Below are 14,898 nucleotides of genomic sequence, written 5' to 3'. Positions count from 1 at the left end.
TACTACCACTCTCCAACCGCACAAGGCATTAATATCTCTGTTTAAGCTGTTAAGCTTATATATGATCAGGCTTCAGAGGCAACTTTAGCACCTTTATCAAAAAGACCGCTTAAGCTGATTTCATCGTCCTGAACAGGGTAAACTTCAATACCGTGATCGAATACGTCGATACCACCTGCACCTGTTTCACCATGCTCTTCGATACGCAATTTCCATGGATGACCTAATTTGTTGATCACAAACATCATCACGAATGTTATTACAAACACTGCAAGTGTAATGGTCAAGCTACCGATCAGCTGCGCTTTGAATACATCAAAACCACCGCCGTAAAACAAACCGGCTACCGGAGCAGAATTATCAGCACCGGTTGGGCCTGTGGCACCATACTGACCTGATGCAAATAAGCCTAATGATAAAGTACCCCAGATACCGCAAAGACCGTGTACCGATACTGCACCAACCGGATCATCGATACGGAACCACTCGATCAGGTAAACACCTGCAAATATTACAAAGCCGGCAACTACACCCAACAGGATAGCACCCAGCGGGCTTACCCAGTAACAAGGGCAGGTAATTGCAACAAGGCCACCTAAAAATCCATTAATTGTAAAGGCCAAATCAAATTTTCCTTTAGTTGGGCCAAACCATAAAGCGGCAAGCATAGCTGCAAAACCACCGGCACAGGCTGCAAGCGTAGTATTAGCAGCAACACGGCCAATACCCTGCATATCCATTGCTGATAATGTTGAACCAGGGTTAAAACCATACCAACCAAACCAAAGTATAAAACCACCTACAGCAGCAACCAATAAGTTGTGACCAGGAGGCAAACCGCCTTTTTCTTTATCGTCGCGGGCAAATATACGGCCTAAGCGCGGGCCTAATACCATTGCACCTGCCAGCGAAGCAACACCACCAATAGTGTGTACCACTGTTGAACCTGCAAAGTCACGGAAAGGCTGAGCGCTTATTGATTTGAAGAAACCAGAAGTTCCCATTGTAGCAAGGAAACCATCCGGTCCCCAGGCCCAGTGACCGATAATAGGATAGATAAAGCCGGTAATACCGATACTGTAAAGAATATCGCCACGGAAGCTGGTACGACCGATCATTGCACCTGACACGATAGTTGAGCAGGTATCAGCAAAAGCGTACTGGAAAATCCAGTGTGCCAATACCGGAATACCGGTTGAACCGTAAGTTTCAGGAGTATTTTGAAGGAAGAACCAGTTTGTAATGGTTTTGCCGTCGGCACCTAAACCGCCCCAGCCAATAAAACCATTACCATTGCCAAACATAAAGGCATAACCTACGGCGTAAAATAGCAAACCACAAAGACAAGTATCAAAAATACATTCCATCAGCACGTTCACTGTTTCGCGCTTGCGGGCAAAACCAGCTTCGAGCATAACGAAACCCGCCTGCATACCAAATACCAAAAAGGCAGCAACCAGTGTCCAAACAGTATTAACTGTGTTAATTAATGCTGTTTCATGGGCGGTGTATGTTTCGGCAGCGTTAGCTTTTGTACCAAATACACCTGGCAAAACCATCATTGCGGCAAATACCAGCAATAAGCCAATCATTTTCCCTGTAAAAATGGTTGCTCCCAGCGCCCATTTTTCACGTGTCAGCTGTCGGACTGCACTTAGGAAGTTGTGTTTTGTAGAACCTACTTTCATCGTTTAATTTAGTTTGATTGTTTTTTAAAAATTAATTAGTTTGATTGTTGTATTAAATTTAGTTTGATTGCTATTCTTAGTTACGAAACCTCTTTTTTTTCTTACCCTTCCATTTCGACTAAAAACTTTTTAATTTTTTATAAAAAGCATAATAATTGGTGTGTTTTCGTAAATTATTTTCTGAAATTAGGTAGTATTTTTAAGAATAACAAATTATTAACGATAAATTAATGGTAAAAAATCAAAAAATTATGAAAATTGCAAAAATAAGGCTCTTAAAATGCTATTTTTTGATTATTTAAAAATGCTATTTTCAATATAAATTCATTTTACTCATTAAAAAAATCAAAAAATTTGATTTTTAACACTTAAAACAACAATTAACCAGAATTAAAACAAAAAATTACGTTAAAAACGTCGAAAAAATAAGATTTTATCGATTTCAGGTGAAATTATCCGAACAATTAGGACTTTTCTCTAAATTATCTCAGTTTTTTAATGATTAGGTGGTATGTTATATTTCACTTAATTTTACCCCGTATTTTAAAAGGATAGTTATAATTTTGAACACTAACCTTTATTTAAACCTCATAAAATATGTCCAATATCCGTTTTAAAGCCTTACAGGATGTACTTTCAAGAACTATCCCTGAAGTAAAACCGCCTTCACCAAAAATTTCAGACTATTTTGGGTCGAACGTTTTTGACAAAAAGAAGATGAAGGAATATCTTTCATCAGAGGCCTACCAGGGAATAGTAAATTCAATTGAAAAAGGAGAGCCAATTCCGCGCGACCTGGCCGAACAGATAGCTTCGGCAATGAAAGCCTGGGCTTTAGGTAAAGGTGCAACTCATTATACACACTGGTTTCAACCGCTTACCGGCACCACTGCCGAAAAGCATGATGCCTTTTTTGAACCTACTGCCGACGGCGGTGCTATTGAACGCTTTTCGGGCGATGCCCTTGCACAGCAGGAGCCTGATGCTTCAAGCTTCCCAAGCGGTGGTATCCGCAATACATTTGAGGCCCGCGGTTATACCGCCTGGGACCCTTCTTCGCCTGCCTTTTTAATGGCGCGTACATTATGTATCCCAACTGTGTTCGTATCGTACACCGGCGAGGCGCTTGATTATAAAGTGCCTTTATTAAAAGCACTGAACGTGCTTGACAAAGCAGCCGTTGATGTTTGCCACTATTTTGATAAAGGCATTGAAAAAGTAAATGCTTCATTAGGCCTCGAACAGGAATATTTTTTGGTTGATATTGCCTTATTTAATGCACGTCCTGATCTTTATTTAACCGGGCGCACCTTATTCGGCCATATATCTGCAAAAAACCAGCAACTGGAAGATCATTACTTTGGCTCGATACCCGAACGTGTGTATGCCTATATGCAGGATATGGAAGCCGAAGCGCTGCAATTAGGCATCCCGCTTAAAACCCGCCACAATGAGGTTGCGCCATCTCAATTTGAATGCGCACCTATATATGAAGAGATCAACCTTGCCATTGACCATAACCAATTGCTAATGGATTTGATGGACCGTGTAGCCAAGCGCCATAACTTTAAAGTGCTGCTGCATGAAAAACCTTATGCGGGCATCAATGGTTCGGGCAAGCACAACAACTGGTCGCTCATAACCAATACCGGCAAAAACCTGTTATCCCCGGGCAAAACGCCTAAAAACAACCTCATGTTCCTAACCTTTTTTGTGAATACCATAAAAGCAGTTTACGAACATGCCGACCTGTTAAGGGCATCTATTGCATCGGTTAATAACGACCACCGTTTGGGTGCCAATGAAGCGCCGCCCGCTATTATTTCGATATTCCTGGGCAGCCAGCTTAACGATGTACTGGATGAGATTGAAACATCGCGTATCAGCAAAAAAATCAAGGAAGAAAACCTGTTATGGCAGGGCATTCCTAAGATCCCGCAAATTTTGCCCGATAATACCGATCGCAACCGGACCTCGCCTTTTGCCTTTACGGGTAATAAGTTTGAGCTGCGTGCTGTAGGTTCATCAGCCAACTCGGCCAGCCCAATGACGATTCTTAACCTTATTGTTGCCGATCAGCTTAAGAAATTTAAATATGATGTAGATAAACTGATGAAAAAAGGCGAGAAAAAAGATCTTGCTTTATTAATGGTGATCAAAAAATACATCAAAGAGTCAAAAAGCATCCGCTTTGAAGGAAATGGTTACAGCGAAGAATGGGAAAAAGAAGCAGCATTAAGGGGTTTGCCAAATATTAAAACCACACCAAAGGCACTGGATGCCTTACTAAGCGACAAATCAGAAAACCTGTTTGCCGAAACCGGTGTATTTACTGTGCGTGAAGCTCATGCACGCCACGAAATCCTGCTGGATGCTTTCTATAAAAAACTACAGATAGAAGCCCGCGTAATTGGCGAGATGGTAATGAACATCATCATTCCTGCCGCGGTTTCCTATCAAAGCAAGCTGATTGAAAATGTAAAAGGTTTAAAAGATATCGGTTTAGATGAATCAACTTATGCTTCACAGCTTGATATTATTAACAGGATCTCGGAGCATGTAAATTTCATTAAAACCAATACCGAGCAAATGGTTAATGAACGTAAAAAGGCTAATGTTATCGACGATATCCGCCAGCGTGCCATTGATTATGATGAAAAGGTAAAATCTTTCTTCCAGCCTATCCGCTACCACGTTGACAAGCTTGAGCAATTAATTGATGACCGTTTATGGCCATTGCCTAAATTCAGAGAACTGTTGTTCATTAAATAGGTAAGATTACTCATTTATACAATGCCACTAATTTTAGAGTTAGTGGCATTTTTTTATTAGGGGATTTTTTTCATCAGGCAAAAACAACTCAAAAAGCATTGTCATTTCGACGAACAGTGGGCAGGATGGAGAAAGAGAGTGAGGAGAAATCTTGTACACCCTGTATTGAGGCTTTGCAGGGCGTACAAGATTTCTCTTTCGCCCCACGCCCACTAATTCCCAACCGGCTCCATCGAAATGACATTTTGCAAATTAAATCTAAGCAAACAAATCACTCGCCTTGTGCTGTTCTATAAGCACTGCCCGGTATTTACTTAGCAAAGCCGATTTGGATATAAAACCTATAAAAACTTCATCTTTTACCACCGGTAACTGCCAAACATCAATAGCATCAAAGGTATCCATAACGCTGCTGGCCGGTTGCTCATAGTCTATTACCGTCGGCGGCTCTATCATAATATCTGCTATCAGGCTATCAGCTATCTCCCTATTAAATAATCGGCGGCGGATATCATCTATCAGCACCACTCCTTCCAGGCTGCCATCATCTTTCAGTACGGGGAAAATATTAGCATCCGTTTTGGCTAATACTTTATAAAAATCGGTTACCGTCATTAATTTATCTACAGCGGTGTATTTACGATTGATAACGCTGTCAAGTGATATCGCATTCAACATGCCGTAATCCTGGCCTGGCTGGATATTGTTTTCATGAATCAGATGGCTCCAATACATATTATGGGGCGATGAATAGCGAGATATAATATAAGATATAGCCGATACGATCATCAGCGGAATAAACAGTACATACCCCCCTGTAATTTCGGCAATCAGGAATATGGCCGTAAGTGGTGCATGCAACACACCGGCCAGCGCGCCGGCCATCCCCACAGCAATAAAGTTTACTGTATTTAAATGAATTAACCCGGTTTGATTAACGCCAAAGGCCACCAACAAACCAAGAAAAGCCCCGGTAAACATAGTTGGCGCAAAAGTACCGCCATTACCGCCGGCACCAATAGTGATCCCCGCGGCAATGATTTTCATAAATACCAACGCTGCTATAAACAGCAGCATAACAAGCGGCTGATCAAGCCACTCACTAAATAAAGTTTCTTCCTTTAAAACATGGATATTACCATTTAAAATGGCCGTAAGATAATGATAGCCCTCGCCAAACAACTGCGGAAATACCACAATCATCAACCCAAGGATCACGCCGCCGGCAATGGCCCTCACATAACGGTTTTGCTTTTTGAATATGCCGCTCTCTAATTTGCCGCCTACCTTGGCTATATAAATGGCAACCCACCCACTTAATACGCCAAGGGCTACATAAAAGGGCAAAGCATTCATTACCCAACCTTCGGTAACCAGGTGAAACAACTGCCCCGAGTATAATGCCTTTGAAACCACTACACCTGTAGCTGAGGCTATTAATAAAGGAATAAATGTTGGGATGGTGATCTCCCCTATCAATATCTCGAGCGAAAATAAAACACCCGCTATAGGGCTATTGAATACCGCTGCTATACCTGCCGATGATCCAGCTGCTAATAATACCGTTTTTTCATAGGGCGTGAGCTTAAAAAACTTACCCACGTTTGAGCCGATAGCTGTGCCTGTACAAACAATAGGCGCCTCCAACCCCGCAGATCCACCGAAACCTACAGTTAATGAACTTGTGATCAGGTGCGAATAAATATTGTTGACCTTAATGTTCGAGCGGTTCTTTTTGATATTGATGAGGATCTTGCCTATGCCTTTTTCAATTTTATCGCGGTTTATCAGGTGCTGATAAGCTACCGTACCCAAAATGCCAATTGCAGGTAAAAACACATAGGCTATATGATAATACAGGTGCGATGATATATTGTGGCTCAGTTCTTCCATTAAATGCACTAAAAACTTAAGGGCTACTGCTGCCAGTCCGCCTACAAAGCCTACAAAAACGCTGCAATAAATTAAAAAGTTACGTTGGCTGTTACGCTTTAGCCGCCAGCGGTTTATTTTGTAGGAAAGTGTTTTTAACATAACAGAAGTAAATACTAATCCTGCCGATGAAGTATTATCAGCGCGAATTGTTTTTCGATTAACCTAAAACAGACTAAGGATGTGTATTAGTCTATTTTCTTACAAAGAAACACAATTTCCAACAGTTTATATTCATTAAACTCAATTGGAGCATATTTACATTACCTAATTAGTTATTAAACTTACCCAAAGTCAATTATATGTCTTTAAGAAATCAGCAAATCGAACATTGGTTTAATCGAAAATATGAAGTAAAGCCTAAAGCCGGTTTTAGAAAATGGTTAAAAAAACAGCGAAACCGAAAAATAAGGCAAACACCTAAAATTGAAGTTCCCAATATTAAGTACGATGGATGGGAATATTAAAAGCGCGATTTAATTAAAACTCATTTTACTTTATACAGAAAGCCCATTCGTTCAATTTAACCTAATAGCCTTATATTTGCCCATGATTTCTTCGCAAAGATATGATCAGCGTGGCGTATCAGCCTCCAAAGATGACGTTCATAATGCCATAAAAAACATCGACAAAGGCATTTTCCCAAAAGCATTCTGCAAAATAGTACCCGATATTTTAACCGGCGACCAAGAATACTGTAACATTATGCATGCCGACGGTGCTGGTACAAAATCGTCACTGGCTTATACTTACTGGAAAGAAACCGGTGATATATCCGTTTGGCGCGGTATAGCCCAGGATGCCATTATCATGAACCTGGACGATCTGCTTTGCGTTGGTGCCACAGATAACATCTTGCTGTCATCAACCATTGGCCGTAACAAAAACCTGATCCCGGGCGAAGTTATTGCAGCTATTATTAACGGTACTGAAGAAATTTTGGCCGAATTGCGTGAAGCCGGTATCGGCATCTACTCAACCGGCGGCGAAACCGCTGATGTGGGCGACCTGGTACGTACCATCATTGTTGACTCGACAGTTACCTGTCGTATGAAACGCGAAGATGTGATATCAAACCACCGCATTGAACCCGGTGATGTAATTGTAGGCCTTGCATCATACGGACAAGCTACCTACGAAAAAGAATACAACGGCGGCATGGGCTCAAACGGCCTTACATCTGCCCGTCATGATGTGTTTAATAAAACCATTGCCGAAAAATTCCCGGAGAGCTATGACGCGGCTATTCCTTATGAGCTAATCTTCTCAGGAAGTAAAAACCTTACCGATGCTATTGATATCGGAAATGGGCAAACCGTAACTGCCGGTAAGCTTGTTTTAAGCGCTACCCGTACCTACGCTCCAATCATTAAACAAATACTGGATGGCTACCGCAGCCGGGTGCATGGCATGGTACATTGCAGCGGCGGTGCTCAAACCAAAGTATTACACTTTGTGGAAGGCCTTCATATTATAAAAGACAACCTGTTCCCTGTACCTCCGCTGTTCAAGCTCATCCATGAGGAATCAAAAACCAGCTGGCAGGAAATGTACAAGGTATTTAATATGGGGCACCGTATGGAGCTTTACGTACCTGAGGCTATTGCTGCAGACCTGATCAGCATTTCAAAAAGCTTTGGAGTTGACGCGCAGATCATTGGCAGGGTTGAAAAAGCTGATACCAAGAAGGTAACCGTAACATCTGAATTTGGGGTATTTGAATACGAATAAAAATAAATAGTTTACGATTTGCTATTAAAAGGCGCTTTAGATAATCCTAAGCGCCTTTGTTGTTTTGCCGCATGACATTTTCCGGGGCAGCTTGAAAACAATCCAAAAACAGGTTTATGTAGAGAGCATAATTGCGTCTTTCGCAGGACAAGCCACTTTGTATGAAAGCTGGCGAACTTGCATATCTAACCTGCATGCGGGAGACGCTATTATGCGTCTCTACGATCAAAAACAGCCATATTTAAACAACGGAAAAATCCTAAAACAAAAAAGTCCCGGCCAATTGGCCGGGACTTTTTTGTTTTATCTTATTGTTATAAGTAATTCTTAGTTAAAGATATACCTTACACCAATTTGCGCCTGGAAGCGAGAGAAGGTGCTGATATCATTTTGGAATGACTTAGTAACAGGGATTGCATTGTTAGCATCAAGATAAGGGAATGAATACTGAGCTTTGCCAGTAGTAGCATCTTTACCCATATACCTTAACACTGTAGTTGCACCGTTGTTGAAACCGCTGTAAGATACCTGGTATAAGCCCCAGTTGCGGTTCAATAAGTTGGTGAAGTTGATCACGTCGAAAGTGAACTCCAAAGTGTTTTTGGTTTTACCAGCCTGGATCATGAAGTCCTGGGCAAAGTGTAAATCTAACCTTTTGTAGGTTGGTAATATAGCGCCGTTACGTTGAGCGAACTGACCTCTGTGTGCACTTAAATATGAATCCTGGTTGATGAAGTTATTCAACTGGTTCCAGATTTGAGCTGGAGTACGGGTATCAACAGTACCGTTAGCAGCAGTTGGAGCAGCAACTAATGTAATGTCGCCCTGATTTTTAGGGATGAACATCAAGTCGTTGGTAGCACCGTCGCCGTTAGGGTCGTTAGCAGTGATGTAAGAGATAGCACCGCTGTTAGCAGCTTCAAATACTAAACCAACAGTAGTAGCTAAGTTTTTAGCGTATTGTTTACGGTAAGATACTGTAGCAATGATACGGTTTGGCTGTACGTATGAGCTGTTTGAGATATTATCGGCGTTAGGGTTACCGGCAACATACCTGGTGCTCCAGATAGTGCTTGCAGTTGAACCACCGTCGTTAACATCTTTCGATTTGGTGTAAGTATACGCAAAGCTTGCAGCGAAACCATTGGTGAAGCTCTTCTGTAACTGACCGGTAATGAAGTATGAAAAACCTTTTGAAGTATTTCTCATGTAATATAAACCGGTGATAGCCGGGTTCTGTGCCGTAGCTGCAGATGCAGCAGGGGTAGTGTTTTTAGAATCGTAACGGATCTGACCTTCAGGACCAGCAAAAGTGCTGTAACCGTCAGACAGAACAAGATTTTGGTGATAAATAGCACGGATATCTTTAGTGTAAGCACCTTCGATAGTACCGATGATACCGCCAGGTAATTTCTGGTCAACAGCTAAGTTTGTTCTCCAGATTTTTGGATATTTCAGGTTCGGATCAGCAACGTCTAACTCGTATGAAGTAGCAGCTACTGCATTTGCAGGCCTGTTTTTGTTAACGTTTGGATCAAATACTAACTGACCGGCGTTAGCAGGAGTAGCATTTGCTTTGGTGATGGTGTATGAGCCGAACAATAAACCGTTGTTTGAAGCCTGGTTTGAGATCCATACAAATGGTACAGAACCTGTAAATAAACCAGAACCACCACGGATCTGAGTTGACTGGTCACCATTAACATCCCAGTTAAAGCCTACACGAGGTGATAACTGAACCCTGTTTTTTGGCAATTTAGAAACGTCAACCTGAGTACCACCCTGGAAAGTTAAAGCCGCAGCATTGCTATTAGCAGCTAAAGTAGTAGGGAATACATCATAATCAGCCCTTAAGCCGTAAGTTAACCTGAAGTTATCAGTTACGTGTACTTTATCCTGTACGTAAGCACTATAGATAGAAGCTTTAATTTTAGCAAACGGGAATGAATTACCTACTGCAGAGTAACGTAAAGTATAAGCCTGTGCAGGCAAACCGTTTATGAAATCTGAAGCTGAGTTATAGGTATATAAACCATTGTAATCTGGAGCGAAACCGTTAGTGTAGCTCTGGATCTGGTTACTTGTACCGATAGTGATCTCATGTTTACCAGAGAAGATAGTTAAATCGTCTGAAAACTGGAAGATGTTTGTATTTAACAAGTTACCGGCTGTGTAAAGCTCAGAACCAAAGCTGGTTGCTGTTGCGTTTGCAGCAGTTACTACGTTACCATTAGCATCGCTTGTGCCGTTGCCGATATCAACCATAGGGATAGTTGAGCTGCCAAGGAAGTTACGGAAATCTCTTAAAGCAGAGTAGCCAACAGTAAATTTGTTTGAAATTTTATTGCTGAAACGGGTATCCAACTCAACAATACCAATGTTAAAGTTATTGTTAATAGTATAACCTGAACCGTAGAAAGGTAATGTGTTAGTACCAGGAGCACGGGTTGTACCGTAACCAACACCACCATTGGTGATACCTGAGTTACTTGCAGGCTGATCTTTAAATGATTTTAAGTAAAAATACTTAGCACTTAAAGTGTTGTTTTTGTCGATGTTCCAATCAATTTTTGCAGTCAATTTATTGCTTGACGTACGGTAGTTGTAACCCTGGTAAACACCTGGATCATAACCATAAGTAGCCAATTTTTGTTTGATTGCATCAAGTGTAGAAGCTTGTACCTGTGATACGTTAGCACCACTTGCACCTGAACCGCCGGCTACATAAACAGCTGAAGGTGGTTGAGTGATTCTTTCCTGCTCGCCAGATACGAATAAGAATAATTTATTTTTGATGATCGGGCCGCCTACAGCAACACCATCTGTATGGTAGTTTACATCAGTTACGTTAAGGTTGGTTGGGCCAACATGGTAACCTTGTAATTTTGAACCACGGGCGTAGTAGTAAGCAGTACCTTTAACCTGGTTAGTACCTGATTTTACAACAGTGTTAACACCGGCACCGGTAAAGTTACCCTGACGAACGTCATAAGGAGCAATATCAACCTGGATCTGGTCAATCGCATCCAATGAAATTGGCTGTGAACTGGTTTGACCACCCAAGGTACCTGATAAACCAAATGAGTTGTTGAACAATGCACCGTCAACAGTAATGTTGTTGAAAGTACTTGAACGACCACCAAATGATAAACCGTTAGCAGAAGGGGTTAATTTAGTGAAATCAGATAATGAACGTGCGATAGTTGGCAGGTTTTCAATTTGCTGACGGCTAACAGTTTCGCGTGCACCGGTACGTGAAGAGTTGATCACTTTACCTGATGTACCTCTTACAGTTACTTCTTTTAATGAAGTAGTGTTGTCGGCAAGCTGAGCAGAGATCTTTTGATCCTGGCCAATGTTAAGGTTAATACCTTCCTGAACGAAATTAGCGTAACCAATAAAAGTTACTTTGAAAGTGTAGGGGCCACCTACCCTTAAGTTAGGGATGTTGTAACGGCCATCGGCACGGGTTACAGTCGAATACACAGTACCGGTTGGCGTGTGCACCATTGTTACAGTTGCACCGGGGATAGCACCTTTAGCATCGGTAACGGTACCGTTGATGCTTGCGGTGGTTACACCCTGAGCTAATACGTTCTTACCAGTGAAGAACGAAAAGCCGATGAGAAGTAATAAAAGAAGGTAATGCTTCCTCATAAATTGCTTTTTTAATTATACGTTTAATTAATTGGCGCAAAGATAATTAATGAACCAATTACCAATGTTAAGTTAACGTTAACAATTATTATATATTTATCAACATTTTACATGATAAATACAAAAACCATAAAACAATGGTCAAAAGCAATGAAAATATTGTAAATAATATGGTTTATATCATATCTGGTTCAACTGTTAAAATAACATAGGCGGTTTTATGACACAGGACAGATATAAATAGCCGATTGCGAAGCATATATACAGGCAGTACATTTTTTGGTTTCAGCCCTTTTACTTAGCTTTGGCATTCGAAAAAATAGGGGTCTGCGGAAAAACCTCTAAAATCCGCACAGCTTGTTTACCTTTGAAACGAAATTAAAGTATATCAATAATAATATGGATTACGATGTAATTGTTATTGGGTCTGGTCCGGGTGGCTATGTTGCTGCTATCCGCGCTTCCCAGCTTGGTTTAAAAACCGCCATTGTCGAAAAAGAATCTTTAGGTGGTATCTGTTTGAACTGGGGTTGTATCCCAACCAAGGCTTTGTTAAAAAGCGCCCAGGTTTTTGAATACCTTAACCACAGTACCGATTATGGTATTAAAATTAACGGCGCCGGCGAAGTTGATTTTGCCTCAGTTGTTAAAAGAAGCCGTAACGTTGCCGATGGCATGAGCAAAGGCGTTCAGTTTTTGATGAAGAAAAACAAGATTGATGTTCTTGTTGGCTTTGGTAAATTGAAAAGCAAAGGCGTAGTAGAAGTTAAATCTACCGATGGTTCGGCTAAAACCTACAGTGCAAAACACATTATATTAGCTACCGGTGGACGCTCTCGTGAATTGCCTAACCTTAAACAGGATGGTAAAAAAGTTATCGGTTACCGCCAGGCTATGGTATTGCCTCAGCAGCCAAAATCAATGATCGTGGTTGGCTCAGGCGCTATCGGTATTGAGTTTGCCTACTTTTATAATGCAATAGGTACTAAAGTTACCGTTGTTGAGTATCTTGATAACATCGTTCCGCTTGAGGACGAGGACGTATCAAAAGCGTTAAACCGCATCCTAAAAAAACAAGGTATCAACATTATGACAAGCTCAAATGTTGAAGCTGTTGATACCAGCGGCGATTTGTGCAAAGTGACTGTAAAAACAGCTACCGGCACCGAAACCCTGGAAGCTGAGATTGTTCTGTCTGCAGTAGGTATTGCTACCAACCTTGAAGGCATTGGCCTCGAAGAAAATGGCGTTAAAACTGATCGCGGCAAAGTATTGGTTGATGATTTTTACCGCACTAACGTTGAGGGCGTTTACGCTATCGGCGATATAGTTAAAGGCCAGGCCCTTGCTCACGTGGCATCTGCCGAAGGTATTATCTGCGTTGAAAAAATTGCCGGTGAAAACCCGCACCCGCTTGATTATAATAATATCCCTGGCTGTACTTATTGCTCACCAGAAATTGCTTCTGTTGGATATACCGAAAAAGCAGCTAAAGAAGCCGGTTACGAAATTAAGGTTGGCAAGTTCCCATTCTCAGCATCGGGTAAAGCAAGTGCTGCCGGTGCTAAAGATGGTTTCGTAAAAGTGATATTTGATGCCAAATATGGCGAGTTCTTAGGCGCCCACATGATTGGCTACAACGTTACCGAAATGATTGCCGAAGTAGTTACTGCCCGCAAGCTGGAAGCTACCGGTCATGAGATCATCAAATCGGTACACCCTCACCCAACCATGAGCGAAGCCGTAATGGAAGCAGCCGCCGAAGCTTACGGCGAGTGTATCCACTTGTAGATTTTAGTTCATAGATCATGGTTCATAGTTCATAGATCATGGTTCATAGATCATGGTTCATAGTTCATAGATCATGGTTAATAGTTCATAGATCATGGTTAATAGTTCATAGATCATGGTTAATAGCCTATAGCTGCAACACATATTTAAAGCCTTAAATTAAATGTATAGCATTTAGTTTGAGGCTTTTTACGTTTATAACGTCATCAAGCGAAAGTCATCTTAAAAATAATATCCTAATTTAGCCTTGCGTGTACTAAAGGGCCTTTATGCATCAAAGACCATGAACTATTAACCATGATCTATGAACAAAAATAAACCACGAACTAACAACTAAAATGAAACTACACACCATCGATACCGGCTTTTTTAAATTAGATGGCGGCGCTATGTTTGGCGTTGTTCCGAAAACCATCTGGAACAAAACCAACCCTGCCGATGAAAATAACCTTTGTACCTGGGCCATGCGCTGTCTGCTGGTTGAACACGAAAACCGGCTGATATTAGTTGATACAGGCATTGGTAACAAACAAAGCGAAAAATTCTTCAGCCATTATTATCTTCATGGCAACGCCAGTTTGGACAGCTCGCTGGCTTCCCTTGGCTTTCACAGGAATGATATTACCGATGTATTTTTAACCCACCTTCACTTTGATCATGTGGGCGGGGCCGTTGTACGAGATGGCGAAAGCTTGTTACCTGCTTTTAAAAATGCAACCTACTGGAGTAACCCCAAACACTGGGACTGGGCAGTAAACCCTAATGACCGCGAAAAGGCTTCTTTTTTTACGGAGAATATCATCCCCATACAGGAAAGCGGCCAGCTCAAATTTGTTGATGCCGAAGACGGTATTAACTTCATGAAGGATTTTGATATCCGTTTTGTATCCGGCCACACCGAATCCATGATGCTGCCGCTCATTAATTATAAAGGCAAACAGATCCTGTACATGGCTGATCTGCTGCCATCCATTGGCCACCTGCCTATCCCTTACGTCATGGCCTATGATATGTTCCCGCTGCAAACGCTTGCCGAGAAAAAGCTCTTTTTAAATGAAGCTCTGGAAAAAGAATACGTATTATATTTTGAGCATGACCCCGTTAATGAATGCTGCACGCTACAACAAACGGAAAAAGGCATCAGGGTTAAAGATATGTTTAAGCTTAGCGACCTGTAACCGTTGATTGGTTTTGATTTCGATGATTCCGTTGATTCTTTAACTCATAAAACACAAAAGGCATCCCCTCGCGGGATGCCTTTGTTCATTGATCGGTTTAGGTTAAAAGCCTCGTCAATTATATCAGTGCAATTGAATCATAAAGCCGG

Annotated in this window: 8 protein-coding genes; 5 read left to right on the top strand and 3 right to left on the bottom strand. The window is 41.5% G+C overall.

Annotated features, from left to right (window positions below):
* Positions 1–65 precede the first annotated feature (65 nt).
* The gene (locus tag ACEN9X_RS20235; protein ID WP_413666848.1) at positions 66–1,688 is read right to left on the bottom strand and encodes an ammonium transporter; all 1,623 of its coding nucleotides are present in this window, start codon (positions 1,686–1,688) and stop codon (positions 66–68) included.
* Positions 1,689–2,285: 597 nt separating this feature from the next.
* Here ACEN9X_RS20235 and ACEN9X_RS20230 point away from each other — a divergent pair.
* Positions 2,286–4,460, top strand: a complete 2,175-nt coding sequence (locus ACEN9X_RS20230; RefSeq protein ID WP_413666847.1) for a glutamine synthetase III — start codon at positions 2,286–2,288, stop codon at positions 4,458–4,460.
* Between the two features lie 258 nt (positions 4,461–4,718).
* Here ACEN9X_RS20230 and ACEN9X_RS20225 read toward each other — a convergent pair whose 3' ends face one another.
* Entirely contained in the window at positions 4,719–6,494 is a 1,776-nt protein-coding gene (locus tag ACEN9X_RS20225) for a chloride channel protein (protein WP_413666846.1), read from the bottom strand.
* 200 nt (positions 6,495–6,694) lie between these two features.
* Here ACEN9X_RS20225 and ACEN9X_RS20220 point away from each other — a divergent pair, with 200 nt between their 5' ends.
* The gene (locus ACEN9X_RS20220) at positions 6,695–6,859 is read left to right on the top strand and encodes a hypothetical protein (protein ID WP_413666845.1); all 165 of its coding nucleotides are present in this window, start codon (positions 6,695–6,697) and stop codon (positions 6,857–6,859) included.
* Between the two features lie 82 nt (positions 6,860–6,941).
* Positions 6,942–8,123: an AIR synthase related protein gene (locus tag ACEN9X_RS20215; RefSeq protein WP_413671149.1), complete on the top strand. Its 1,182-nt coding sequence runs from the start codon at positions 6,942–6,944 to the stop codon at positions 8,121–8,123.
* Between the two features lie 327 nt (positions 8,124–8,450).
* Here the strand turns inward: ACEN9X_RS20215 and ACEN9X_RS20210 are convergent, their stop codons facing one another.
* Positions 8,451–11,780: a carboxypeptidase regulatory-like domain-containing protein gene (locus ACEN9X_RS20210; protein WP_413666844.1), complete on the bottom strand. Its 3,330-nt coding sequence runs from the start codon at positions 11,778–11,780 to the stop codon at positions 8,451–8,453.
* A 399-nt stretch (positions 11,781–12,179) separates the two neighbouring features.
* Between ACEN9X_RS20210 and lpdA the strand changes: the two genes are divergently transcribed.
* Positions 12,180–13,571 carry a dihydrolipoyl dehydrogenase gene (lpdA, locus tag ACEN9X_RS20205; RefSeq protein WP_413666843.1) on the top strand — a complete coding sequence of 464 codons (1,392 nt, stop codon included), beginning with the start codon at positions 12,180–12,182 and terminating at the stop codon, positions 13,569–13,571.
* A 338-nt stretch (positions 13,572–13,909) separates the two neighbouring features.
* A complete protein-coding gene (locus ACEN9X_RS20200) occupies positions 13,910–14,749 on the top strand; it encodes an MBL fold metallo-hydrolase (RefSeq protein WP_413666842.1) in 840 nt (279 codons plus the stop codon).
* The last annotated feature ends 149 nt before the right edge of the window (positions 14,750–14,898 follow it).

The organism is Mucilaginibacter sp. Mucisp86 (assembly GCF_047324315.1).
Classification (GTDB): Bacteria; Bacteroidota; Bacteroidia; order Sphingobacteriales; family Sphingobacteriaceae; genus Mucilaginibacter.
Note: the sequence above shows the minus strand (reverse complement) of the source record. Positions and strands in the feature narration are given on the sequence as shown.